Origin of the sequence: Dactylosporangium sp. NPDC006015 (assembly GCF_040614215.1) — a bacterium.
Lineage (GTDB): Bacteria > Actinomycetota > Actinomycetes > Mycobacteriales > Micromonosporaceae > Dactylosporangium > Dactylosporangium maewongense.
This window is the reverse complement of the sequence record NZ_JBEXUD010000013.1, coordinates 162051-186701: the sequence shown is the minus strand read 5'-3', so window position 1 is coordinate 186701 and position 24651 is coordinate 162051. Positions and strand designations below refer to the sequence as shown.

At 73.5% G+C, this 24651-nt stretch carries 22 protein-coding genes; 12 read left to right on the top strand and 10 right to left on the bottom strand.

The window, feature by feature from the left end; all coding sequences use genetic code 11:
- Positions 1 to 28: 28 nt before the first annotated feature.
- Genes ABZ321_RS24635 through ABZ321_RS24625 form a run of 3 tightly spaced genes read left to right on the top strand, consistent with a single transcriptional unit; the run spans position 29 to position 4359 of the window.
- A complete protein-coding gene (locus tag ABZ321_RS24635) occupies positions 29 to 1375 on the top strand; it encodes an SWIM zinc finger family protein (protein WP_354894997.1) in 1347 nt (448 codons plus the stop codon).
- Complete coding sequence (locus ABZ321_RS24630; protein ID WP_354894994.1) at positions 1368 to 4088, top strand: hypothetical protein; 2721 nt, start codon at positions 1368 to 1370, stop codon at positions 4086 to 4088. The genes ABZ321_RS24635 and ABZ321_RS24630 overlap by 8 nt, the downstream gene beginning before the upstream one ends.
- Before the next feature lie 37 nt (positions 4089 to 4125).
- A complete protein-coding gene (locus ABZ321_RS24625) occupies positions 4126 to 4359 on the top strand; it encodes a CDGSH iron-sulfur domain-containing protein (RefSeq protein ID WP_344505732.1) in 234 nt (77 codons plus the stop codon).
- Positions 4360 to 4450: 91 nt separating this feature from the next.
- On the opposite strand, the gene ABZ321_RS24620 is transcribed toward ABZ321_RS24625, so the two are convergent.
- Positions 4451 to 5476: an iron-containing redox enzyme family protein gene (locus tag ABZ321_RS24620; RefSeq protein WP_354894991.1), complete on the bottom strand. Its 1026-nt coding sequence runs from the start codon at positions 5474 to 5476 to the stop codon at positions 4451 to 4453.
- 62 nt (positions 5477 to 5538) lie between these two features.
- On the opposite strand from ABZ321_RS24620, the gene ABZ321_RS24615 reads away from it, so the two are divergent.
- From ABZ321_RS24615 to pth2, 3 genes are read left to right on the top strand one after another with little or no spacing between them, the layout of a single operon-like run.
- Positions 5539 to 6492 carry a class I SAM-dependent methyltransferase gene (locus tag ABZ321_RS24615; RefSeq protein WP_354894988.1) on the top strand — a complete coding sequence of 318 codons (954 nt, stop codon included), beginning with the start codon at positions 5539 to 5541 and terminating at the stop codon, positions 6490 to 6492.
- A complete protein-coding gene (locus ABZ321_RS24610; RefSeq protein WP_354894985.1) occupies positions 6492 to 7619 on the top strand; it encodes a glutamate--cysteine ligase in 1128 nt (375 codons plus the stop codon). The genes ABZ321_RS24615 and ABZ321_RS24610 overlap by 1 nt, the downstream gene beginning before the upstream one ends.
- A gap of 11 nt (positions 7620 to 7630) precedes the next feature.
- Positions 7631 to 7984 carry a peptidyl-tRNA hydrolase Pth2 gene (gene pth2, locus ABZ321_RS24605; protein ID WP_344505728.1) on the top strand — a complete coding sequence of 118 codons (354 nt, stop codon included), beginning with the start codon at positions 7631 to 7633 and terminating at the stop codon, positions 7982 to 7984.
- 37 nt (positions 7985 to 8021) lie between these two features.
- On the opposite strand, the gene ABZ321_RS24600 is transcribed toward pth2, so the two are convergent.
- The 4 genes from ABZ321_RS24600 to ABZ321_RS24585 are packed head-to-tail and all read right to left on the bottom strand — an operon-like array spanning position 8022 to position 12161.
- The gene (locus tag ABZ321_RS24600) at positions 8022 to 8858 is read right to left on the bottom strand and encodes a carbohydrate ABC transporter permease (protein WP_344505727.1); all 837 of its coding nucleotides are present in this window, start codon (positions 8856 to 8858) and stop codon (positions 8022 to 8024) included.
- A gap of 1 nt (position 8859) precedes the next feature.
- The gene (locus ABZ321_RS24595; protein ID WP_344505726.1) at positions 8860 to 9867 is read right to left on the bottom strand and encodes a sugar ABC transporter permease; all 1008 of its coding nucleotides are present in this window, start codon (positions 9865 to 9867) and stop codon (positions 8860 to 8862) included.
- Between the two features lie 48 nt (positions 9868 to 9915).
- On the bottom strand, positions 9916 to 11139 hold the full coding sequence (locus ABZ321_RS24590; RefSeq protein WP_344505725.1) for an extracellular solute-binding protein: 1224 nt from the start codon (positions 11137 to 11139) through the stop codon (positions 9916 to 9918).
- A 29-nt stretch (positions 11140 to 11168) separates the two neighbouring features.
- Positions 11169 to 12161 (bottom strand): LacI family DNA-binding transcriptional regulator, encoded by a 993-nt coding sequence (locus ABZ321_RS24585; RefSeq protein WP_344505724.1) that lies wholly within the window; start codon positions 12159 to 12161, stop codon positions 11169 to 11171.
- 122 nt (positions 12162 to 12283) lie between these two features.
- Between ABZ321_RS24585 and ABZ321_RS24580 the strand changes: the two genes are divergently transcribed.
- From ABZ321_RS24580 to ABZ321_RS24560, 5 genes are all read left to right on the top strand, one after another.
- Positions 12284 to 14224, top strand: coding sequence for a glycogen debranching N-terminal domain-containing protein (locus ABZ321_RS24580; RefSeq protein WP_354894979.1), 1941 nt, complete (start codon positions 12284 to 12286; stop codon positions 14222 to 14224).
- A 33-nt stretch (positions 14225 to 14257) separates the two neighbouring features.
- Entirely contained in the window at positions 14258 to 14605 is a 348-nt protein-coding gene (locus tag ABZ321_RS24575) for a metalloregulator ArsR/SmtB family transcription factor (protein ID WP_344505722.1), read from the top strand.
- Positions 14602 to 15237: an SRPBCC family protein gene (locus tag ABZ321_RS24570; protein WP_354894976.1), complete on the top strand. Its 636-nt coding sequence runs from the start codon at positions 14602 to 14604 to the stop codon at positions 15235 to 15237. Before ABZ321_RS24575 ends, ABZ321_RS24570 begins: the two co-directional genes overlap by 4 nt.
- 236 nt (positions 15238 to 15473) lie before the next feature.
- Positions 15474 to 16814, top strand: coding sequence for an ABC transporter substrate-binding protein (locus tag ABZ321_RS24565; protein WP_354894973.1), 1341 nt, complete (start codon positions 15474 to 15476; stop codon positions 16812 to 16814).
- A 72-nt stretch (positions 16815 to 16886) separates the two neighbouring features.
- Positions 16887 to 20075 carry an Hsp70 family protein gene (locus tag ABZ321_RS24560; protein ID WP_354894970.1) on the top strand — a complete coding sequence of 1063 codons (3189 nt, stop codon included), beginning with the start codon at positions 16887 to 16889 and terminating at the stop codon, positions 20073 to 20075.
- An 8-nt stretch (positions 20076 to 20083) separates the two neighbouring features.
- Here the strand turns inward: ABZ321_RS24560 and ABZ321_RS24555 are convergent, their stop codons facing one another.
- The 5 genes from ABZ321_RS24555 to ABZ321_RS24535 form a co-directional block, all read right to left on the bottom strand.
- Entirely contained in the window at positions 20084 to 20413 is a 330-nt protein-coding gene (locus ABZ321_RS24555) for a hypothetical protein (RefSeq protein WP_354894967.1), read from the bottom strand.
- Between the two features lie 17 nt (positions 20414 to 20430).
- Positions 20431 to 21222 (bottom strand): carbohydrate ABC transporter permease, encoded by a 792-nt coding sequence (locus tag ABZ321_RS24550; RefSeq protein WP_344505718.1) that lies wholly within the window; start codon positions 21220 to 21222, stop codon positions 20431 to 20433.
- The gene (locus ABZ321_RS24545; RefSeq protein WP_354894964.1) at positions 21219 to 22061 is read right to left on the bottom strand and encodes a sugar ABC transporter permease; all 843 of its coding nucleotides are present in this window, start codon (positions 22059 to 22061) and stop codon (positions 21219 to 21221) included. The genes ABZ321_RS24550 and ABZ321_RS24545 overlap by 4 nt, the downstream gene beginning before the upstream one ends.
- A 2-nt stretch (positions 22062 to 22063) precedes the next feature.
- Positions 22064 to 23347, bottom strand: a complete 1284-nt coding sequence (locus ABZ321_RS24540) for a sugar ABC transporter substrate-binding protein (RefSeq protein ID WP_354894961.1) — start codon at positions 23345 to 23347, stop codon at positions 22064 to 22066.
- 177 nt (positions 23348 to 23524) lie between these two features.
- The gene (locus ABZ321_RS24535) at positions 23525 to 24082 is read right to left on the bottom strand and encodes an NAD(P)H-dependent oxidoreductase (RefSeq protein ID WP_354894958.1); all 558 of its coding nucleotides are present in this window, start codon (positions 24080 to 24082) and stop codon (positions 23525 to 23527) included.
- A 154-nt stretch (positions 24083 to 24236) separates the two neighbouring features.
- Between ABZ321_RS24535 and ABZ321_RS24530 the strand changes: the two genes are divergently transcribed.
- Entirely contained in the window at positions 24237 to 24608 is a 372-nt protein-coding gene (locus ABZ321_RS24530; RefSeq protein WP_344505714.1) for a helix-turn-helix domain-containing protein, read from the top strand.
- Positions 24609 to 24651: the final 43 nt, after the last annotated feature.

Genomic DNA, 24651 nt, shown 5'->3' with positions numbered 1-24651 from the left:
GGGGGCGGGGCGTGGCAGGATGCCCAGCGTGCCGGAGACCTCAGTCGACACGCAGGTGTACCCGCGGCCGTCCGGGCTCGCCGGCGGCCACCTGGCCCTCGCCACCTCCACGCCGGAGCGGATCCGGGAGCAGGCGTTCTTCGCCGGGTTCGTCGGCACGCCCCGGGTCGTCGCCGGCGGCCTGCTCGCCCTCGCCGACATCGCCGGGGCCGACTTCCGCGGGGTCCGCACCGCCCGCGCCGGTGGCGGCCGCGACCCGGTGGTCACCGGTGACGGCGAGCGGCTGCGGTTCGAGGCGCTGTCGACGTGCGGCGGCGTGTATGGGCGGCTCGACCTCGACCCCGCCGAGCTGCAGGACGCGCCGGTCGGGCGCGGCACCACCAACGTCGACGTCAACCCGCCGCTCTACCAGGCGCTGACCCGGGTCGGCGGGCAGGACCCGCTGCGGCTGTCCGTCGGCGCCGACGAGCTCGCCGTCGGCACCCTCGACGGCAGGATCGTCGAGAAGCGGGTGCCGCTGCCGGCCCGGTGGCTGCGCGGGCTCGCCGAGGTCGCGGCGCACGCGCTGCCGCTGGACGCGCGGCTCCAGCTGCCCGCCGGGCGGGCCGTCACGCTGCTGGCCGAGGTTGCCGCGCGGAGCCGGCAGGTCCGCTGGCTCATGCCGGCCGGGCCGGGCTGGCGGTTCACGACCCGGCCGGCACCCGGGGCGGTGTGCGTCGCCGACGGGTTCCGGCTCGCGCCGCTGCGCCCGCTGCTGCCGCTCGCGCGCACCCTCACCCTGTACTCGCCGCCGGCCGCCGGCGCACCCGCGCAGGTCAGCGGCTGGGTGCTGGACTTCGGCACGGCCCGCTTCACGCTGCTGCTGTCGACCGCGACCCAGCACGGCTTCGCCGGCGACGGGCGGCTCCTGGCCGACCTGAGCGGCGGGGGAGACCCGGCCGGGGACGCCGAGACCCTCGACGGGCTGCTCGTCGCCGACCCCGTCCTCGACCGCCCGGCGGTCGCCGACCGCACCGGCTGGGACCGGTCCCGGGTCACCGCCGCGCTGGCCGCCCTCGCCACCGCCGGTCAGGTGGGGTACGACGTCGCGGCGGCGTCCTCGTTCCACCGGCCGCTGCCCTACCGGGCGGACCTCGTCGCCGCGCTGCACCCGCGGCTCGCCGCCGCCCGGATGCTCGCCACGGCGGGCCGGGTCGTGGCCACCGCCGACGGCTTCGAGGTGGTCTCCGGCGAGCGCACGTACCTCGTCCACCGGCGCGGCGACGAGCACGCGTGCACCTGCGCCTGGTGGGCGGAGCATCAGGGCCGCCGCGGCCCGTGCAAGCACGTCGTCGCGGCCGTCATCACCGAGCGGACGGGGGAACGGGATGCGTGAGGTGTTCGCGCGGATCGAGGACGGCGACCTCGAGGCGCTGGCCGAGGTCCTCGCCGGGCTGTCCGCCGGGGACCGGGCCGCGCTCCTGCCGCTGCTGGACGGCTACACGCCACCGCCGGTGCTGCCGGAGCCGGTACCGGAGCCGGAGCCGGAGCCTGAGGCGCACCCCGGCGTCATGGTCCTGCGCGCCCATGTGGGCGGGCCGACGATCGGTGGCGCGGCACCCCGGCGGCTCGTGGCGACGGCCATGTTCGCGGCGCCGGACGCAGCGCAAGCGGCGGACGGAGCGCGGGCGCCGGGGGAGGAGGTGGTGCTGGACGAGGAGACCGTGCGGCAGCAGGAGCGGCTGCGCCGCAACCGCGGCAACATCTGGTTCCTGCGGCACGAGGCCGAAGCGGTCGCCCGGAGGCGCAACGAGCAGCGGCACGCCGCCTACTCCCTCGCCGTCATCGCCTGCGTGGGCGCCGCCGCCGACGCGGTCAAGCGGCTGCACGCGCCGTGGACGAACGACCGGCCGCCGCACCTCGCGCCGGACGCCCTGCCCCACCTGCTGCGGCTGCGCGGCGCTGACTGGTGCGCGACCCTCGGCCGCGGCATGCTGCGCCGGTCGCGGTCCCGCACATTGGCGACCCTGTGGCCGTTCACGGAGGCGCTGCTGCGGGCCGTCGGCGCGCCACCGCCGGAGGAGCCCGCCGCCGTCGCCTGCTACGTCCGGATGCGGCGCGACGGGCAGCGGCTCGCCGGGTTCCTCGCCGCGGACCCGTGGTTCGACCGGATGCTGCCGCACCTGTTCGACGAGGTCCAGGTCGCCACCGCGTTCGCCGACCAGTCGGCCTGGCCGGAGGCGCTGCTGGAGCTGGCCGCGACCGGCCGGGTCGAGCGGGGCACCGTGATCGCCGGGTGCCTGCGCCGACTGCGCGCCGGCGGCCGGCCGGGGATCCTGCAGCCGTTCCTCGCCATGCTCAAGCAGCTCGCCCCGGCCGCCGGTGAGCTCACCGGGCACCGGCAGGAGCTGACGGGGCTGCTCGGCGCGCCGCTGTCGACGGTCGCGGACTGGGCGTACACGTCGCTGCGGGCCCTGCACGACGAGGCGCCTCTCGACCCGGCGACCCTCGCCGAGATCACCGCCGGCATGCTCAGCCGGCCGGAGAAGAAGCTGGTCCGCGCCCACCTCGGCTGGCTGCGGCAGCTGCCCCTCGACGACCTCCTCGACGGTCTGGTGACCGGCCTGCACCACCCGGTGGCGGAGCTCGCCGGGCGCACCCTCGACCTGATCGAGCCGCGGCTGCCGCACCTGCCGGCCGCCGCCCGCGACCGCCTCCGCGACGAGGTGCCCGCGCTCGACGGCGCCGTCGGGCAGCGCCTGGCCGCGCTGCTCGGCACGGCGGCACCCCCGCCGCCGCCGGTCCCGGTCCTCGTCGCGGCACTGCCGGCGGAGTTCCCGGCGCCGCTGGACCTCGGCGCCCTCGCCGGCGAGCTCGCCACCGTCCTGCGCCACGGCGACGAGGACCCGGTCCGGCACGAGCTCATGCTCGACGGGCTGGTGCGCGCCGCCCGCGGCGACCGGGCCGCCGCCGCCCGGGTCCTCGCCGCCGTCATGCCGCAGTGGGCGGGCACATGGGCCGACCTGATCGCCGCCGCGACCGGGTTGACGGCGCCGCCACCGTACGAGAGCCCGTTCGCCCACCTGTACGTCACCACGCTCGGCACGTTCGTCGAGCGCCGGTCCATCGAGCTCGCCGCGCGACTGGCCGCCGACCCGCCGCCCGCGCTGCTCGCCACGCCGGCCACGGTCGCGGGGCACGTCGACCCCGACCGGGTCCTGTCGCTGCTGCGCCAGGCCGACCGCGACGGCTGGCAGCCCGGCCCCGCCGACCTGACCCAGGCGCTGCTGCGGCTGCCGCGGACCGTCGACGCCACGGTCGTCGAGGGCGCCGCGCGGCTCGCCTCGCCCGCGGGCCGCCGCTTCGCGGACCACCTCCGCACGGCCGCGGCCGAGCCGCGGACCTGGGTCGAGGAGGTGCCGGGCCAGGCGTACCACTCCGGCCGCCGGATCGCGATGCTGGACGCGGCGGGGCTGCCGGCCGACGTCGCCGACCCGCGCACCGCGACACAGCGCGTCGCCGCCGTCTACCACCAGCCGCGCATGGCCCTGTGGCCGATGGTCACGCCGTCGCACCGGGAGGTGGCGGCCGCGCACATCCAGCCGTACCTCGTCACCCCGCACGGCAGCCCCGGCACCACGTTCCTCGAAGGGCTCGCCGCCGCCGACGGCCCGTCCGGCCCGGCGATGTCGCTGGTCCTCGCGTACGTGTTCGGCTCGTCGCGGCAGGAGATGCGGCTCGCCGCGGCCGACGCGCTCATCACCCTCGCCGCCCGGCCCGGCTGGGACAGCACCACGACCGGCGCGGAGATCGGCGCCCTGTCGAGCGACGAACGGATCGTGCTGCAGCGCACCGTCCAGCCGCTCACCGAGGCGTTCAAGGCCGGCGCGCACACCGCCGTGTGGCAGGCGACGTCGGCGGCCCTGCCGGCACTGCTCGCCGCCGCCCCGCGCCCCGGCCTCGCCGACCTGCTGACCCTGGCCGCCGACGCCCGGCCGGCCGGCGCCCGCCTGGACCTGCCGGAGCTGCACGCCCTCGCGGCCCGCCCCGGCCGCAGCCGCCTGGCCGAGTCCGCCCGCCGCCTCGCCGCCCTGGTGGGCGGCCGCTGACCGTTTGCCTCCGCCGCGGCGAGGGCAACCAGTGAGCATGGAAGAGCCGGTCGCCTCCGTCACCGTCTGCGAGGACGGGCCGCTGCTCGTGCGCGGCCAGTTCACGCTGCTCACGCAGGACGGCGAGGTCGTGGACCCGGGCCGGGCCACCGTCGCGCTGTGCCGGTGCGGCCGGTCGACGATCAAGCCGTTCTGCGACGGCACGCACAAGGTGATCGGCTTCCAGGCCCCGAGCGCCTCCACCGGCGACCGCCCCGCTGCCGGCGCCTGACCCACCACCAAGCTCCCCGACGCCGTTGATCGAATGGCGGATTCGGCCGTCCGCGCGACCGGATCCGCCGTTCGATCGTGCGCGTCGGGGCTCAGGAAGGCGGGCCGAGGGCGCCTACCGGGGCAGGGGCCGGCCGCAGGGACGAGTGGCCGGCGGTCCACAGGTCCAGGACGTGGGCGGCGAAGCGGCCGTCCAGCGCGAGGGCGCACGCCGCGCCGAACAGCACCTGCCCCGCCTGTGAAGGGTGCTGGGCGCAGAAGCCGCCGGCGAGGTCGTGGGCGGCGATCTGCTCGTGGACGGCGTCGGCCTCGACGTGCTCGTCGTAGAAGCGGGTCGCGGTCGCGTCGAGGCCGAGGCGGCGCAGGCCGTCGCCGTAGCGGCGGTTGGGCAGGGACGACGTCATCTCGAAGACGGCGAGGTGGCCGACGGTCGCGCCGCGCAGCCGGCGGTGCAGGCCGAACAGCGACATGAGGTTGTTGGTCGCGAGCGTGACGGCCGGGACCACGTCCAGGTAGGCGCCGTAGGTGTCGTCCAGGTCCAGCTCCCGCATCGTGGTGCGGAAGAGCTCGGCGTGCATGCGTTCGGCGCGGCCGCCGCCGTACTCGTCGGACTGGATCTCCACGAGGGCGGCCTTCGGGCGGCCGGCCAGGCGCGGGATCGCCCACGTGTGCGGGTCGGCCTCCCGCAGGTGGTAGATCGAGCGGTGCCGCACGAACTCGCGGAACTGCTCGAGTGTCGCGCGCCCCTTCAGGAACTTCGACAGTGACGGGGCGTCGTCGGCGTCGACGAGCGCCGTGAGCGCGTGCGGGACCTCGTGCGGCGCCGGCGGCGTCGGCACGGGCACCGCCGCGCGCAACGCGTCCTCGAACCGCTCCTCGCCGGCCTGACGCAACGCCAGCAGCGACGGCTGCCACTCCCACCGCTCGTCGACGCCGTCGAAGCCGCGGTAGTGCAGCTCGTAACAGATGTGCAGGCTCAGCTGCAGGTCCTCGTCGGTGCACGCGTCGGTGCCTGCTACCAGCTCCCGCCAGGCGCCGCCCGGCAGGTCGCGCGGTGGGCCGGCGAGCATGGCGACGAGCGTGTCGGAGACCGGTCCTCGCGGTCGGGGCAGGCGCATGGTCACCGTCTTCCCTCAGGACGGGCCGGTTAAGCAGGAACTTTGTGGGGAAAGGGCTCGGCATGACCGCGGCCACCGAAGCGCCCGTCTACGCTGACGCCGCCCTGCGCCGCCTCGGCGAGGCCGTCAAGGAGACGGGGTACCGGTTCGTCCCCGTCACCGAGGCCACGCACGAGCGGGTCAACCGGCGGCCGGCGAACGCCCGCGCCAGAACGCTGCGCGACGTGCTCGGCTGGAGCCGCCCGTTCGGGCCCGGCGTGCTCCCCGACGGCCTCGTCACGCTGCTCGACGAGGCCGGCGTCCTGGACCGCGACGGCGACACGTGGCGCAGCCGGATCCGCTGCTCCACGCTCGACGGCGGCCTGTTCTTCCACTCCGCGTACCCGCCGGCCGGGCCCGACGCGGTGTTCTTCGGCCCCGACACGCTGCGCGCCTGCGACGCCGTCGCCGCGCACCTGCGGACGCTGCCGGTCGCGCCGCGGCGGGCCGTCGACATCGGCACGGGCAGCGGCGCGATCGCCGTCACCGTGGCACGGCACGCACCCGAGGCGGAGGTCGTCGGCGTCGACATCAACCCGGTCGCGCTGCGGTACACGGCCGTCAACGCGGACCTCGCCGGGGCGCGGGTGACGCCCGTGCACAGCGACCTGCTCACCGAGGTCGACGGCCAGTTCGACCTCATCGTCTCCAACCCGCCGTTCATGATCGACCCGCAGCGCCGGCGGTACCGGGACGGCGGCGGCCGACACGGACACGACCTACCCCTGGCCGTGCTCGACACCGCCGTGCACCGCCTCTCGCCCGGCGGATCGCTGGTGCTGTTCAGCGGCACCGGCGTCGTCGACGGCCGGGACCCGCTGCTCGACGGGGCCGCGACCAGACTCGCCGGCACCGGCCTCGACTGGACCTACCGGGAGATCGACCCTGACGTGTACAGCGAGAACCTCGACGACCCGTCCTACGCGCACGCCGAACGCATCGCCGTGTGTGTCCTCATCGCTGAAAGGCGCCGCTGATGTCGTTGACCGCGTCCAGCCCCGCGGACCTCGCCGGCGCGCTCGCCCGGCAGACCCTGACCGTCGGTGCGGAGGAGGAGTTCCTCCTGCTGGACCCGGGCACGTGGCGCAACGTCCCGGTCGCCGACGACGCCCGCGCGCGCCTGCCCGACCCGGCCCGGCAGCAGACCAGGGTCGAGTTCCGGCGCAGCATGATGGAGATGGTCACGCCGGTCTGCACGTCCCTGTCCGAGCTGCGCGGGCGGCTGACCGCCAACCGGGCCGCGGCCGCCCTCGCCGCGCAGTCGGTGGGCGCGCGGCTGGTCGCCGTCGCCGCCACCCCGGTCGCCGAGCCCGACCTCACCGTCGAGGACACGCCCCGCTTCCGGGCGATCTCCCGGCACTACGGGCCGATCGCGCACGACCCGGCGCTGTGCGGCTGCCACGTGCACGTCGGCGTCCCCGACCGGGAGGTCGCCGTGCAGGTCTGCAACCACCTTCGGCCGTGGCTGCCGGTGGTGCAGGCGCTGACCGCGAACTCGCCGTTCCACGCGGGGGCGGACACGGGCCACGCGAGCTGGCGCAGCATCCAGCTGGACCGCTGGCCGAGCCTGGGCCCGGCGCCCTACCTGACGTCGGTGGCCCACTACGAGCGCACGGTCGCGGAGCTGGTCGGCAGCGGTGTCATGCTGGACGAGTCGATGGTGTTGTGGTGGGTACGACCGTCGCGGCGCTACCCGACCGTCGAGGTCCGCGTCGGCGACGTGTGCCCGACCGCCGGCGACACGGTCCTCATCGCCGGGCTCGTCCGCGGGCTCGTCGCCACCGTCCTGGACGACATCGCCGCCGGCCGCCCGGCGGTCAGCCCGCCCGAGCACCTGCTGCGGGCCGCGCACTGGAACGCCGCGCACCAGGGCCTCGGTGGCACCCTCATGGACCTGTGCGGCCGCCGCGCGGTGCCGGCCTGGGACCTGGTCGACCTGCTCGCCGACATCACCGGCCCGGCGCTGCGCCGGCACGGCGACGACGGCGTCGTCGCCAAGGAGCTGGCCCGGCTCCGCGAGGAGGGGACCGGCGCCGACCGGCAGCGCGTCGCCGGCGACGTGCCCGGCGCCATGCGCCTGCTGGCGGACCTGACCACGCACTAACATCGCTGGTCGTGAAGACCGAACCGAAGATGGTCCTTGTCGTGCGCACCGACCTCGGCATGGGCCGGGGCAAGATCGCGGCGCAGGTCGCGCACGCGGCCGTGTCCGCGGTGCTGCAGGGGCCGCACGGGGCGGTGTTCGAGGCGTGGCTGCAGGCGGGGCAGCCGAAGGTGGTGCTGAAGGTCGCCGGGGCGGCGGAGCTCGCCGAGCTGTGCGGGCACGCCGTCGCGGCGGGCCTGCCGGTGCAGGTCATCCACGACGCGGGACGCACGCAGGTGGCCGCGGGCACGGCCACCTGCTGCGCCATCGGCCCCGCCCTCCCGGCCGACGTCGACCCGGTGACGGCGGTGCTGAGCCTGCTGTGACGGTCCACTGTGGACCCGGACGGCCCCCGGCGGGACGTCAGCCCTTGACGCCGCTGCTGGCGACGCTGCGGACGAAGTACCGCTGGAAGACGATGAACACGATCGCCACCGGGATGATGGTGAGGATCGAGCCGGCCATCATCACCGGGTAGTCGAAGCTCTGCCCGCCCGCGCCGCCGCGGCCCAGCGTCGACAGGCCGAAGGGCAGCGTCCAGTGCGAGGGGCTGGCCCGCACCACGATGAGCGGCATCAGGAACTCGTTCCACACCCCTTGGAACGACAGGATCGTCAGCGTCAGCAGCGCGGGCCGCGCCAGCGGCAGCACCACGTGCCAGTAGGCCTGGAAGATCGAGGCGCCGTCGATGCGGGCCGCCTCCTCCAGCTCCTTGGGCAGCTCGGCGAAGAACTGGCGCATCAGGAAGATCCCCATGGCGTCGACCGCGAGCGGCAGGATGAGGCCGGTGTACGAGTTGAGCAGGCTCAGCTCCTTCAGCACCAGGAACCGCGGCACGGTCAGCACGATCGGCGGCACCGCGAGCACCGCGATGATCCCGGCGAAGAGGACGCCGCGGCCGCGGAAGTGCAGCCGGGCCAGGGCGTAGCCGGCGAGGGAGTCGATGAAGACCCGCCCGAGGGTCGCGGCGACCGTGACGAGGATCGAGTTGAAGGTCCACAGCGGAAAGTCGCTGTGCACGAGCACGTCCGACCACGCCCGCAGGTCGAAGGAGCGCGGCCACGGCGACACCGGATGGGTGGCGACCTCGGGCCGCGACTTGAACGACGTGCCCAGCGACAGCACGAACGGGTAGATGAACATGACGGCGAAGCCGAGCAGCAGCGCGTACCGCAGCACGCGGCGCAACGAGAACGGCATGTCAGCGCTCCTTCCGCAGCACGAGCCGCTGCACGCCGGTGAACACCAGGATGATGACGAGCACGATGAACGCGATCGCCGCGGCCCGGCCCATCGCGCTGTTCTGGAAGCCTTCGCGGTAGATGAGGTACGCGGGGGTGAGCGTGGTCTTCTGCGGCCCGCCGGACGTCATCGCGTAGACCTGGTCGAACACCTGCCAGGTGCCGATCACGCCGAGGGTCAGCACGAGGAACAGCGTCGGCTTCAGCAGCGGCAGCGTGATCCGGAAGAAGCGCTGCCGGGCGGAGGCGCCGTCGATGGAGGCGGCCTCCTCGAGCTCCTCCGGGACGTTCTGCAGCCCGGCGAGGAACATCAGCATGAACGTGCCGGTCGTGGTCCAGGTCGCGAGGATCATCACGGAGCTGAGCGCGACGCTGGGCCCGGCGAGCCAGTCCCACCAGGACAGGTCCATGAACTCGCCGCGCAGCGCGCCCGGCGGGCTGTCGACGCCGGCCGCGCCCAGCAGCAGGTGCAGCAGCCCGTCGGAGTCGTCGAGCCACACCAGGTCGACCTTGCCCGGCAGCACCGCCGACAGCACCGTGTTGACCACGCCGGTCGGGCTGAACAGGAAGATGAAGATGAACGCGACCGCGATCGAGCTGGTCACCGACGGGAAGTAGAACGCGGTGCGGAAGAACGTGCGGCCCTTGAGCAGCCGGGCGTTGACGACGAGCGCGAGGAGGAACGCGAGCGCCGTCTGCGCGGGGACGACGCCGAGCACGTAGTACAGGTTGTTGCGCAGGCTCTTGGCGAAGTCGCCGCGGACGATCCCGGGATCGGTCAGCAGGTCCTGGTAGTTGGCGGCGCCGGCTGGGTCGGAGGCGCTGAGCGGGGTGAGCCCGCTCCAGTCGCGGAAGCTGACCCACAGCGCGAGGAGGATCGGCGCGACCATGAACGCGCCGAGCCCGATCAGCGCGGGCGACACGAAGAGCCAGCCGGCCAGCCCCTGCCGGCCGTGAATGCGTGACATGCGGACTCCTCAGTGGAGGGGCCGCCGGGGCGGCCCCTCTCCGTGACGTCAGCCGAGGATGTCGGTCCCGGCCTTCTGCGTGCTGGTGACGACGTCGGCGACCTGCTTGTTGCCCTTGGCGAGGCCCTGGATGCCGTCGTTGAACGTGTCGATCGCGGTGCTGAAGCCCGGCACGAACACCGACTTCTTCGCGTAGTCGCCGCCGGCGACGAACGCCTTCAGCTCCGGCTTGTCCGCCAGCCACTTGTCCGCCAGGGACTTGCGCGACGGCATGACCGGGAACTCCTTGGTCACCGCGAACTGCTCGTCCGGCGAGGTGAGGAACTTGACGAAGTCGAGCGCGGCGGCCTTGTTCTTCGCCGCCTTCGCCACGCCGTAGCAGACGGAGAACGACATCGTGCCCTTGCCCTTCGGGCCGGCGGGCAGCTCGGCGACCGCGTACTTGACGTTGGGGAAGTCGTTCTTCATCGCCCCGACGATCCAGTTGCCTTCGATCGTCATCGACGTCGCGGCCTTGCCGAACGCCTCGCCGCCCCAGCCCGCGCCGACCGACGCCGGGGTGCCGAACCAGCCCGCCTTGTGGTTGTCGGTGACGTACTGCAGCGCCGTGCGCATCTCCGGCGTGTCCATCGTCATCTTGGTGACGTCGTCGTTCGTCGGCCAGGCGCCCGCCTGGGCCATGAACGCACCCCAGCGGTAGAACTCCGGCGCGAGCACCAGACCCGGGTGGCCCGGCTTGGTGAGCGCCTTCGCCGTCGCGGTCAGCTCGTCCCAGGTCGTGGGCGGCTTCAGGCCGGCGGCGGTGAAGTCGGCGGTGTTGTAGACCAGCTGCAGCGTGGAGAAGTCCTTCGGCGCGCAGTAGTAGGTGCCCTTGTAGGTGAAGGACTGCTTGAGCGTCTCGTAGAAGTCGCCGGGGTTGTCGACCTTGTCGCCGATCGGCTCCAGGACGCCGTTCTTGCCGAAGTCGGGCAGCTTGTTGTCGTTGACGTAGAAGACGTCCGGCGGTTCGCCGCCGGCGAGCGCGGTGGTGAGGGCCGTGTCGTATTCGGGCAGCACCTTCAGCTCGACGGTGTTGCGGCCCTGCTTGTTGTAGTCCTCGACGGCCTTGCGCAGCACGGCGTCCTCGGCGGGGGAGGAGGAGAACGCGTACATCGTCAGCTTCGCGCCGGTGGCGCTGCCTTCGGTGCCGGTGCCGCTGCCGTCGTCACCGCACGCGGCGACCAGCAGGACGGTGGCGATCAGAGCGGTCAGGAGGCGGGGTGTTCGTAACATGATGTCGCTCCCAGGGGGGTCGGGGAAACTCAGGGCAGAGCGCTGGAGGCCCGGACGATCAGCTCGGGTGCCAGCAGTTGCCCGGCGGGTTCGTTGCCGCCGGGGCCCAGCAGGGCACGGATCATCGCGTGTCCGACGGCCTCGATCGGCTGCCGGACGCTGGACAGGTCGAGCGCGCCGGCGGTCGGGGTGTCGTCGAAGCCGACGACGGCGAGCCGGGCGTGCCGTTGCCGCACGGTGCGCAGCACGCCCGCGGCGAGCGTGTCGGTGGCGGCGACGACGGCGGTCGGTGGGGTGTGGTGGTCCAGCAGTGCCTCCGCGAGGCGCGCGCCGGTGGCGAGGGAGTCCTCGCCGCGCAGGTCGAGGTGGCGGGAGCCGTCGAGCAGGCCGTGCTTGTCGAGGGCGGTGCGCCACCCGTCGGCGCGCCGGTCGCCGACCGCGACGCCTTCGGGGTAGCCGAGGAACGCGATGCGCCGGTGCTCGCGGGTGACCAGGTGATCGACGGCGGCGGCCGTGCCGGCGGTGTTGTCGATGTCGACCCACGGGTGGGCGTCGTCGGCGCCGGTACGGCCGAACGCGGCGAACGGGATCCGCAGCTGCCGCAGGCCCGCCGGGCGCGGGTCGGCGGACTGGATGCCGTAGAGCACGACGCCGTCGATGGCGCCGGCGCGGTGCAGCGCGTCGGCGTTGGCGACCTCGTCGAGCGGGTCGTCGGCGGTGAACAGCAGCAGATGGTGGTCGGCGGCCCGGCCAGCCTCGGCGAGCGCGTGCAGCAGCCGGTCGTGCATGCTGCCCAGCGCGTGCGGGTGCATCGGCTCGATCCGGTAGCCGATCATGCGTGAGGTGGCGGCCCGCAGCGACTGCGCGACCCGGTTGGGCCGGTAGCCGAGCTGCTCGATCGCCGCCTCGACCCGCTGCCGGGTCTCGGGCCGCACCCGCTGCGGCGCGTTGAGCACGTTGGACACGGTCTGCCGGGAGACGCCGGCGGCTCGTGCGACGTCCTCGACGGTCGGCGGATGCACGGGACCTCCCACAGGAGATGGTGTTGAACGTTCAAATCGGGTCTTGCGGGATGCCCGTTTGAACGTTCAACATGGGTGTTCGGACATTCTCACCCCGCCAACGGCTTGTCAAGAGGAGCGATATGGGGCAGCCCTACCTCCACGAGCACGTGACGTGTGTCGCCGCCCCGGCCACGTGGCTCTCCGGCCCATCGGGCCAGCTCCGGGGCGGCGCCGACGGCCTGTACGTCGACGACCGTCGGGTCCTGTCGAGGCTGGTCGTCACCGTCGACGGCGCCGAGCCCGTCCCGGTCCAGGTCACCCGGACGGGTGCGGCGTCGGCCCGGTTCGCCGCGGTGCTGCCGGGCCTCGGCGACGACGGCCCCGACCCGACCGTCACGCTCGTGCGCGACCGCCGCACGTCGCCCCGCGGTGGCACCGAGACGCTCACGCTGACCAACCTGTCCCACGCCACCCTGGCCGTGGAGATCGAGATCGCCGCCGGCACCGACTTCGCCACCATGGGTGCCGTGAAGGACGGGCATCCGTCAGTGTCCACAGTGGAGGTCGTCGGCGTCGGTACCGACGCGGCCGACGCCAACGGGATGCGCGTCGCCGTGACGGCGGACCCGCCGCCGGACCAGCCGCCGGGTGCCGGGCCGATGCGTTGGCTGGTCACGGTCGAGCCGCGGGCGAGCTGGACCGCCACGGTGCGCTTCACCCGCGCGGACGCCGCGCCGATCACCCGCTCCGCCGCACCGGCCGGGCTGCGGGTCACCGCCGACGACCGGCGCCTCGACGCGCTGGTGCGCGCGAGCGTCGATGACCTCGCGGCGCTGCGGCACGCCGAGGGCGACGACGACTACTACACCGCCGGCAGCCCCTGGTACCTCACCCTCTTCGGCCGCGACTCGCTGTGGGCGGCCCGGCTGGCCCTCCCGCTCGGCACGGGCGTCGCCGCCGGCACGCTGCGCGCCCTCGCCCGCCGCCAGGGCACGAAGCACGACCCGGACACCGACGAGGAGCCCGGCAAGATCCTGCACGAGGTCCGTCCCGTCGACGCCGCTCACTGGCTGCCGCCGGTCTACTACGGCACCGTCGACGCCACCGCGCTGTTCGTCAGCACTGCCGCCGACGCCTACCGGTGGGGGCTGCCGGCCGCCGAGGTCGAGCCGCTGCTGCCGCATGTCGAGCGGGCGTTGATGTGGCTGGCCGGGCACGACGGCTTCATCGCCTACCGGTCCAGCACGAAGGGCCTGGCCAACCACGGCTGGAAGGACTCCGGCGACGGCATCCAGCACGCCGACGGGCGCATCGCGCGCGGGCCGCTCGCGCTCGCCGAGGTGCAGGCGTACGCCTACCGGGCCTTCCTGGACGGTGCCTGGCTCCTGGAGTCGTTCGGCCGCGACGGCGCCGCGCACTGGCGCGACCGGGCCTCGGCGCTCGCGGCGCGGTTCCGGGCGGCGTTCTGGTGCCCGGGTGGCTACCCCGCGGTCGCCCTCGACGGCGACGGCGCGCAGGTCGACAGCCTCACGTCCAACATCGGCCACCTGCTCGGCACCGGCCTGCTCTCGTCGGAGGAGAGCGCCCGGGTCGCCGGCCACCTCGCCGAGCTGCGCTCACCGTTCGGCATCCGGACCATCGCGCCCTCGTCGGGCGGGTACAACTTCCTGTCCTACCACCTCGGCTCGGTGTGGCCGCACGACACCGCGATCGCCCTGCTCGGCCTGGTCCGCGACGGCCACCGCGCCGAGGCGGCCGAGGTGATCCGCGCCCTGCTCGCCGCCGGTGAACGCTTCGACGCCCGGCTGCCGGAGCTCTTCGGCGGCGACGACGCGCCGACGCCGTACCCGGCCTCCTGCCGCCCCCAGGCCTGGGCCGCCGCCGCCGGTCCCGCGCTGGTGACCGCCCTGCTCGGCCTCGACGTCGACGCCCCTTCGGGGCGGTTGACGCTCGACCCCCTGTCCCCGTCCCCGGTCGGCGCCTATCAGGTGCGCGGCCTGCGGATCGCCGGCGGTTCGCTCGATGTGACCGTCACCGCGGCCGGTGCGGCGACGGTCCACAACGATCCGTTTAAGGCTTGACTTATATAAGCAGCAGATGACATTGTACGTGCCGTGCATGCGTTCGATGTGCTCGGCGACCCCGTGCGGCGCCGGATCCTGGAGCTGCTCGCCGACGGGGAGCAGCCCGCCGGCGCGGTCAGCGAGACCGTGCGGGCCGAGTTCGGGATCTCGCAGCCGGCGGTGTCGCAGCACCTGAAGGTGCTGCGCGAGTCGGGGTTCGCGACCGTCCGGGCCGACGGCACCCGGCGCCTGTACGCCGTCGACGCCGCGCCGTTGCGCGAGGTCGACGCCTGGCTGGACCGGTTCCGTGGCTTCTGGGAGCAGCGCCTGGACGCGCTCGGCACCGAGCTCGCCCGGGGCAAGCGCTCGCGATCCTCAACAGAAGGGCCTTCGTCGTGATCGACATCGTCAACCAGATCAACGCCGTCCACCGCGAGGTCGGCAGCCACCCGGTCAGCACCGGCGAGGGGCGTTCGCTGCTGCTGCGCCGCACGTACGACGCCGACGTCGCGGACGTGTGGGACGCCTGCACCGATCCCGGGCGGCTCGGCCGGTGGCTCGGGCAGGTCGAGGGCGACCTGCGCCTGGGCGGCACGTTCCAGATCAAGGACAACGCCGGTGGCCGGATCGTGCGCTGCGAGGAGCCGCGGCTGCTCGCGGTGACCTGGTCCTTCGGCGGCGGCATGGACACCGAGGTCGAGCTGCGGCTCGCGCCCGGTCCCGACGGTGACACCGTGCTGGAGCTGGAGCACTCCTCGCCCGCGGAGGTCGTGGACGAGCTCGTCCGCCAGTACGGCCCCGGCGGCACGATCGGCGTCGGCGGCGGCTGGGACCTCGCGCTGCTCGGCCTCGACCTGCACCTGCGCGGCATCGAGCTGGACCCCGCCACCTGGGAGGGCTCGCCCGAGGCGAAGGAGTTCGGGACCCGCGCCTGCCATGCCTGGGGCGCGGCGATCCAGGCCGCCTGGGGCACCAGCGACGACGACATCGCCGCGGCGGTCGCGTTCGGCGTGCAGCAGTTCGCTCCCTGAGCGCGGCGACCGCCGGGCGGTCATCGACAACGGTAACTACGCCGGCGGCGGGTAGTCGCGTAGCGGAATCGTCACAGCGAATTCATATTGACGTTTAGTGATGTCACTGGCCACCCTCTGGTAATGCGACGCCCGCCTAGCGCAAGTTTTCCTCAAGGTCCGTTTCTCGCGCTCGGGCGGGCGCCGCGAACTGCTTATGGTCTGCGGGGCCCGTAGGCGGACGAGAGGCAGATGTCGTGGGATCCAGGACGACCCGCACGGTCGTGGCATTGGCCGGGGTGGTCGCCCTCGCGGCGGGCTGCGGCACGACCCCCGCCGCCGACGCGGGCCGGCCACTGGTCGTGCGGCTCTACGGATCCGACGCGAACATGACCAACTCGCTCAAGGACAAGCTCGCCGGAAATCCCGGGATACTTTCCGGAATGGTCGGCACCACCCCGCTGCTCGCGCTGCCCGAGTCGTTCCAGGAGCGGCTGCGCGGGGTCGACCCGACGCTGGTCGACTACGGGTACGCCGCCGAGGCCTACGACGCGGTCATGCTCGCCGCCCTCGCCGCCGAGTCGGCCCGCACCACCCAGCCCCTGACCGTCGCGAAGTACGTCGTGGGCGCCTCGACCTCCGGCACGACCTGCGACTCCGCCGCCGCCTGCCTGGCGCTGGCCAAGGCCGGCAAGGACTTCGCCTACCGCGGCGTGTCGATGCGCCGCAGTGGCCTCAGCGACAGCGGCGAGCCCTCCTCGGCCTCGTACGGCACCCTGCACTTCGGCCGGGACAACACCATCAACGCCAACATGACCGAGTACATCGGCGCCGGCGACGAGTCGCTCGCCTCCACCACCCCCGCCCCGCCGTTCACCGCCTATCCGAACTTCGGGGCGGGCGCGAAGAAGCCGGCCCCGCTGAAGGTCGGCGGGCTCATGCCGCACACCGGCCGGCTCGCGTTCCGCAGCCCGCCGCGCTTCGCCGCCGCCAAGCTCGCCGTCATGGACATCAACGCCGCCGGCGGCGTGCTGGGACAGCCGGTCGAGTGGGTCGACGGCGACGACGGCACGGACGCCACCGTCGCCGCCGCCACCGTGGACCGGTTCGTCGGCCTGGGCGTGCAGGTCATCATCGGCGCGTCGTCCTCCAGCGTGACGAAGGCCGTCATCCCGAAGATCGCCGCGGCCGGCCGGATCCTCATCTCCCCATCGTCCACATCGGACGAGCTGAGCACCGTCGCGGACAACGGCCTGTTCTTCCGCACCGCCCCCGCCGACACCCTGCAGGCCCGCGCCCTCACCGACGTCATCATGCGCGACGGCCCCCACAAGGTGATGATCCTGGCCCGCGAGGACGCCTACGGCCTCGGCCTGCAGAAGAACGTGAAGGCGAACCTGGTCACCGCCGGCGTGCCCGAGGATGCCGTCCAGCTCGTGACCTACCCCGGCACCAGCCAGGACTTCGCCGGCCTGGCCGCCCGCGTCCGGTCCGCCGCCCCCGACGCCGTGCTCATCCTCGGCTACGACGAGACGGCCCTCATCGTGACGGCCCTCTACGCGCAGAAGATCGGCACGGCCGGCGCCCTGAACAGGTGACCGCGGCCCGGCCCGGACAGGTGCGGCCGAACGTACGGTGACCGCCAGTGGCCCGGCGGCTACGTTGTCCGCATGCGCGCAGATCGGGCCCGGCTCGGCATCGACTTCGGCACGTCGAGCACCGTCGCCGTCCTCGGGCAGCCCGACGGTCAGGTCCGGCCCCTGCTGTTCGGCGAGACGCCGATCCTGCCCTCGGCGGTCTGCGTCGACTGGCGCGCGCCCGAGCCCGCGTTCCTCATCGGCCGCGACGCGATCCACGCCGGCCGGGCGCACCCGGACAGCTTCGAGCCCAACCCGAAGCTGCGCATCGACGACGGGTCGGTCCTGCTCGGCACCGCCGAGCTGTCCGTCACCGAGCTGATCGGGGCCGTGCTGCGCCGGGTCGGCACCGAGGCGGAGCGGGTCGCCGGCGCGCCGGTCGGCGAGGTCACGCTGACCTACCCGGCGTCGTGGGGACCGCGGCGCAGGTCCGTGCTGCAGGAGGCCGCCCGCATCGCCGGGCTGGCGGAGCCGGCCCTGGTCGCCGAGCCGGTCGCCGCCGCCGCGTACTTCGTCGACACCCTCGCGCAGACCGTGCCCGTCGGGCGCTGCGTGGTGGTGTACGACTTCGGCGCCGGCACCTTCGACGCGTCGGTCGTCGTCCGCACCGATGACGGGTTCACCGTCCTCGCCGAGGAGGGCCTGCGCGACGCCGGCGGCCTGGACATCGACAACGCGGTCGTGGCGTACTTCGGCGCCACCTACGGCGTCTCCGACGGCGGCTCGTGGCGGCGCCTCACGCACCCCGAGACCCCGGCGGACCGGCGGGTGTCCAGGCACTTCTGGGACGACGTCCGCACCGGCAAGGAGATGCTCTCCCGCGCCGCCTCCACCTCGATCTACCTGCCGCTCGTCGAGACCGACGCACTGCTCGGCCGGGAGCAGCTCGAGCACCTCGCCCGCCCGCTCCTGGACCGCACCGTCGCCGCCACCGCCGCCGCGATCCGCGCCGCCCAGGTCGACGCATCCCGCATCGCCGGCGTGTTCCTCGTCGGCGGATCGAGCCGCATCCCGCTCGCCGCGACCCTGCTGCACCGCACTCTCGGGATCGCCCCGACGATCATCGAGCAGCCCGAGCTCGTCGTCGCCGGCGGCAGCCTCGTCGCCACCGCGACGTCCCAGGCCCTTCCGGCGGCTCCGGTGTCACCCGCGGTGGTGTCGGCGTCGGTACCGGTGTCGCCCCCCTCGATGCCGGCCGCACCCGTCTCACCGGTCGCGGCGCCCGTCTCACCGGTCGCGGCGCCTGGACCGGCGCCGGTGTTCACGCTGCCGTCGATGGAGGTGCCGTCGACCTTCGAGCAGCCGCCACCCGCACCGTGGGAGGCGACGCCGGCCGCTCCGGTGTCGCCGGCCGGCGGTGGCGCATCGGTGTCGCCGGCTGTGGGCGCGGCTTCGGTCTCGCCGGCCGTAGGTGGCGCTTCGGTCCTGCCGGCTGTGGGTGCGGCTTCGGTGTCGCCTGCGGTGGGTGCGGCTTCGGTGCCGTCCGTCGCCGGCCAGTTCGCCGCCGCTCCCGTGAGTGCCGTGCCCGGCGGCGCCGTTCCCGTGAGCGCGGCGCCGGCCAGCACCACCCCGGTGAGCGTGGCCCCGGTCAGCGCCGTGCCCGGCAGCGCGGCCCCCGTGAGCGCGCCCCCCGTGGCCGCGGCGCCCGGCGGTGCCGCGCCGGAGCCGGAGCCGGAGCCGGAGAGCAGCGGGTGGCCGGCGCTGGCGCCGCTGTTCACCGCGCCGCCCGCGGCACCCGTCGCCGACGCGCCGGCACCCGCGTCAGGGGCACCGGGTCGCGTCGCCGCCGTCCGTGGGCTGGGGATCGCGGTGGCGGGCACGGCGCTGCTACGGCACCTCGTCATGCTGCTGGACAGCGGGCCGTCCGCGGTCGTCTCCGGAAATGGGTCCGAGCCGGTCTTCGACTACGCCGCGCTCGGCGTGCTGGTCGTCCTCGGCGGGTGGCTGGCCGCCCGCCCGGCGCACGCGCGACCGGTGCTCGGCGTCGCCGCCGGGTTCGCGCCGTGGGCCCTGCTCCCGATCATCGGGGACATCGCCCTGGTCTCCCGGTACTTCGACTGGACCGACGAATTCACGCTGATGCTCCCGACGCTGTCGGCGCAGCTCGTCGCCCTGCTCGCCGTGGTGTGGCTGGTCGGCCAGGCGGCGCTGCGCGCCCGCACCGCGCCGCGGCTGCTGCCGCTCGGGCTCGCCGCCGTCTCCTTCTGGACGCCTCCCGCCGCGCTGCTGTGGCTGAGCACCGGCCGCTACGAGGTCATCGCGTCGGGCCAGGTGTTCCGGTTCGGTCTCGCGGTCGGCCTCGGCACGCTGCTGATCTACGCGGCGGCCGGCGCCAGGCCGTGGGCGGGCTGGACCGTCGGCGCGTGGATCGGCGGCGCGCTGGTGTGGCTGGCCGGCGCCGACCTCGGCGACCGCGACCAGGGCCTGGAGACCCAGTGGGTGGCGCCGGCGCTGCTGCTCCTGGCGGCGGCGGCCGTCCTGCTGCTGGTGCAGCTGCGCGCCGACCGTGGCGCCGCCCGCCCGGCCGCCGGGCTGGCGAAGGGCCCGGCCACCGCGGCGCTCGTCGCCGCCGGCATCGCCGCGGCCGGGTTCGCGTCGATCCTGTGGGACCAGCTGGAGCGGTGGTCCTACCAGGCCGCCCCGAACATCAACGCCTCGGTGTTCTCCGTCGCCGCGGGCACGGTCGTGCTGATCGGCGGGGCGCTGCTGCTCGTCGCCAGGCGCAGCGCCGGCGCGGCCGCGTACTTCGTCGGCGCCGCCGCCGGACCGGTCAGCGTGCTCGCCGGCCCGACCGCCGACGCGTTGAACTGGAACAACGGCGTCGGCCTGGTCCTGCTCGGCGCCGCGACGCTGGTGCTCGCCGCCGTGCTGATCCGCTCCGTGCCGACCCGGCTGTCCTGGCCGCACCTCGCCGTCGCCGCCGCGTGCCTGCTACTGATCACGTGGACCACGTCCGCCGTGCCGTACAACCGCCTGGACCGCGGCGACCAGTGGCTGATGCTCCTGGTGTTCGTCGCGATCCCCGCCACAATCGTGTGGAAGGGCGGCGTGGTCACCGCCGGCGCCCTCCTCGGCGTCGCCGCCGGCACCCTCGGCGACCAGTTCCTCACCGTGTACCGCACGATCGACGACACCCCCGGCATCATGCTCGGCCTCGCCGTCCTCGCCACCCTCACGACCGGCCTGCTCCTGGCCAGGTCCGCCCCCGACCGGACGGGCTGACCCCGGGCTCAGCGGCAGCCGGCGACGAAGGTGAGGGCCTCGTGGGCGAGGGGGGTCCAGGGCTCGTCGGTGGTGGGGGAGAGGGTGAGCCACTCGCGCATCGGTTTGCCCTTGTCGGCGTCCCAGCGGTCGCCGTGGCCGGCGGAGACGAGGGCGTCGACGCGGGGTTTGGGGAGCTTCAGGACGAGGCGGTCCCGGACCAGCATGGCGAAGATCTTGTTGTTGACGCGCAGGGCGGCGGCGCCGAAGCCGGTGCCGCCGGTCGCGCCGGGGAGGGTGACGCCCGGCTCGGTGCTGAGCTCGTCGGCGAGCGCGTCGAAGCGGTCCGGCGGGGTCACCGGGCCACGGTACCCGATCAGCCCTTCAGGGCACCCTTGACGAAGCCGCGCACGTAGTACCGCTGCAGCAACAGGAACAGGAGCACGCATGGCACCGCGGCGGTGACGACGCCGGAGAGCAGGGTGCCGTGGTCGACGGCGCCGAGGCTGCCGGACTGCAGGTTGAACAGGGCGACCGGCAGCGTGAACTTCTCGTCGTCGGTGATGAAGATGAGCGGGGCGACGAACTCGTTCCACGAGGCGAGAAACGAGAACAGCGCGACCGTCACGATGCCGGGGACGACGCCGCGGAGCAGGACGTGCCGCAGGACGCCGGCCGGGCCGCAGCCGTCGATGAGGGCCGCCTCGTCGAGCTCGACGGGCAGCGCCTCGAACGAGTTGCGCATCATGAACAGCCCGAACGGCAGCTGGAACATGGCGAGCACGAGCGCGAGGCCGACCAGCGAGTTCTGCAGGCCGAGCCAGTCGAGCATGATGTACAGCGGGATCAGGATCGTGCTGTGCGGCACCATGAGGATGCTCAGGGTGGCCATGAAGAGCAGGTTCCGGCCGCGGAACGAGAAGCGGGCGATCGCGTAGCCGCCCAGGGTCGTGGCCACCACGGTGACGGCGACCGTCACGAGGGCGACGAACGCCGTGTTGCGCATGTAGACGGGCAGGCCGCTGCCGTACACCAGCAGCCGCCGGTAGTTGTCGAGCCCCAGCTGCCCGGTGCCGGTGCGGCCGTGCACCGACGCCCAGAGCGCCCACAGCATCGGGGTCAGGAACAGCACGGCGAGCGCGGCGCAGGTGGTGATGCGGGCCTTCATCGGGCGCTCCTGAGGAATCGGACCTGTGCGCCGTTGACGGCGTAGAGGACGGCGAGAATGCCCACGGAGATGGCGGCGGCGCGGCCGAGGTCCTGGGAGGTGAACGCCTCGCGGTAGATGCCGATGACGACGGTCGCCGTGCCGTGGCGTCCGCCGGTGAGGATGAAGAACTGGTCGAACGCGAGCAGCGAGCTGGTCACCAGCAGCACCAGGACGAGGGCGATGGTGGGGCGCAGCAGCGGCAGCGTGATCCGCCGCATCATCTGCCAGCGGGTCGCGCCCTCGATGGTCGCCGCCTCGTACAGGAGCGGATTGATCGACTGCAGCCCGGCCATGATGATGACCATGTAGTAGCCCGCGAACTTCCACGTGATCATGACCGCGGTCGAGTAGAGCGCGTTGTCGCCGTCGCCGAGCCAGTCGACGCCGTCGCTGCCGAGCAGCGCGGCGAACGCGTTGAGCGGCGACGCGTCGTGGTTGAACATGCCGTAGAACAGCAGGCTCGCCGAGGCCAGCCCCACCGCGGCGGGCAGGAAGAACACGGTCCGGAACACGGTCACGGCCGGCCCGGGGCGCTGCACGAGCAGGGCGAGCCCGAACGCCATCAGCCCGACGAGCACGGTGGCGACCAGGGTGTACTTGATGCTGAAGACGATCGCCCGGGTGAACAGGGGCTCGCGCAGCGCCTCGTAGTTCGCCACACCGTTCGGGGCCGAATCGCCCAGCAGCGGCCAGTGGTTGAGCGACATCCACGCCATCAGGCCGAGCGGTCCGACGAACAGCACCGCCACCAGCAGCGCCATCGGCACGGCGTAGAGGAGACCTCCGGTGCGCCGCATGGTCAGCCCTCTTCCAACGAGGCGGTGATGCTCCCGTTGTGCCGGTCGAGGGCGGCGCCGACGTCACCTGCGCCGAACACCGCGTCGGCGACCGCTTCGATCCACGGGCCGTTGGGGTCGTTGAACGTCTTGCCGAACGCGACGGCGTACGGTGTCTGACCCTTCCGTGCGATCGCGGTGAACGTCACCAGCCGCGGGTCCTGCTGGGCGTGGACGTTGTTGTCGAGGTCGCTGCGGACGGGCACGTAGCGGTTCTTCGCCACGACGTCGACCTGCGCCTGCTCCGACAGCGTCCAGGCGATGAAGTCCCACGCCTGGTCCGCGTGCGGGCTGTTGGAGCCGATGCCGAGCACGTCCCCGCCGACGAACGACGACGCGCCGCCCTCGAGGCCCGGGATCGCGGCGACGCCGACCTGCAGCCGCGACGCCTCCTCGATGTTGCGCAGGGCGGTGGCGCCCATCGGCTGGATGCCGATCAGCCCCTCGCTGAACGCCTGCGTCCACGACGGGCCGCTCTCGTTCTTCGCCGACCGGGGGACGAGGCCGTCGGCGTACATGCCGCGGTAGAACTGGAAGACCCGCGTCGCGTCGGCGCTGTTGAGCATCGCGGCGGTGCCGTCCTCGTTGAGGACCTTCGACCCGGACGCCCAGATCATCGGCCACGCCGTGGCGAACATGCAGTCCGGGCACGCGCCGCCGAAGTTGAACCCGTGCACGCCGCCGCCGAGCCCGTTGACCTTCGTGGCGAACTCGCGCAGCTCCCGCAGGCTGGTCGGCGGTCGGTCGCCGTCGAGCCCGGCCCGGATGAACAGGTCCTTGTTGTAGAACAACGCGGCCAGGTCGATGTCGTGCGGCACGCCGTAGGTGCGGCCGGCGTGCCGCACGGCCCGCATGTGCGACGGCGCGAGGTCCTCCCGGAACGGCAGCGTGGCGACCCGCGCCGTGATGTCGGCGAACACGCCCTGGGCGGCGTAGTTCGGCGCGTACACCACGTCGACGGCGAGCAGGTCCGGCAGCTGGCGGGTGCCGGCGGCCGCGCCGACGCGCTGCTGGTAGGAGTCCCCCGGCATGACCGTGAGCTTGACCTTGTTGCGGTGGCTGCGGTTGTACTGGTCGATGAGGGCCCGGCTGAAGGCCCCGGTGAGCGAGCGCGTCCACATGGTCAGCACCGTCCCGTCGTCGGTGGCCGCGGTCCCCGCCGGCACCGGCACGTCGTGCGCCCGCTGGCACCCGGCCAGGGCGAGCACGGCGACGAGCCCCACCACTCCGGCCTTGCATGAGCCCATTGATCGCCTCCGCTCCTCGCGGCATGTTAGCGATCACATCGACGTTGTCAACACCACCGTCTGGACGTTAAATCTCGGCGATGCACTGGGTTTGTGGCGATGTGAGCGATAACCCGCGTTGGTCGGGGTCGCCGGGGTGGCCCGGCGGCGCCCCTCGTGCCGCCGGGCCGGGGTGGGTCAGACGCGCAGCTTCGCCAGGGCGTCGGACCAGGCGACGACCTGGCCGAGCGTGGCGTCCAGGGCGTCGAGCTGCGCCTGCCCCGGAGTGAGCCGGGTGAAGTTCTCGAAGTCCGTGTAGAACGACAGCGCGACCTGCGAGCGGACCGTGGCGAGCTGCAGCTCGGCGGCGATGAGCCGCAGGTGCTCCACCGCACGGGCGGCGCCGACCACGCCGTAGCCGACGAACCCGGCGGCCTTGTTGTTCCACTCGGCGTACAGGTAGTCGATGGCGTTCTTCAGCACCCCGGTCGTGGAGTGGTTGTACTCCGGCGTGACGAACACGTAGCCGTCGAAGCCGTCGATTACCCGCGACCACGCCTTCGTGTGCTCGTTGGCGTACTGGCCCGCCGACGCCGGGACGGGCTCGTCGAGGTGCGGCAGCGGGTGGTCGGCGAGGTCGACGATCTCGAACTCGGCGTCGTCCCGCCGGGCGGCGGTCTCGAGCACCCAGTCGGCGACGAGCCGGCTGTACCGGCCGGGCCGGACGCTCCCAACGATGATGGCGATGCTGGTCACGGGCTGCACTCCTCACGTTCGACGCCGCGCCTGTCGCGGCCTCTGTGTGGTGTCAGCGGTTCTGCAATACGCTGCATTTCCGGTCTGAATTCGGCACTTTGGGGTGCGTCGCGCACCTTGAAGTGCGTCTTGGCTTCTCTCAGGGGGAACTGGAATGACCACTTCCGATGACCTGTCCACATGTCAGGACGACGACCTTCGGGTGGTGGTCCGTGGGTTGTTGACGACGATCGGCGACAAGTGGACGCTCGTGGTCATCGCCACGCTGGTCGCCGGGCCGAGGCGGTTCACGGAGATCCAGCGGGGGATCGACGGCATCTCGCACCGGATGCTCGCGAAGACGCTGCGCGACCTGGAGCGCGACGGCCTCGTGTCACGCGAGGCGCATGCGGAGGTGCCGCCGCGGGTGGTGTACGAGCTGACGCCCCTCGGCCGCACGCTGCTCGACCCCGTCGACGGGCTGGTTCGCTGGGTGGGGGAGCACGGCCGGACCGTGCTGGCCAACCGGGCCCGCTTGACGTTGTAGCAAGTGTTGTACCATGATGGCGGTACAACACTTGCGACAATTT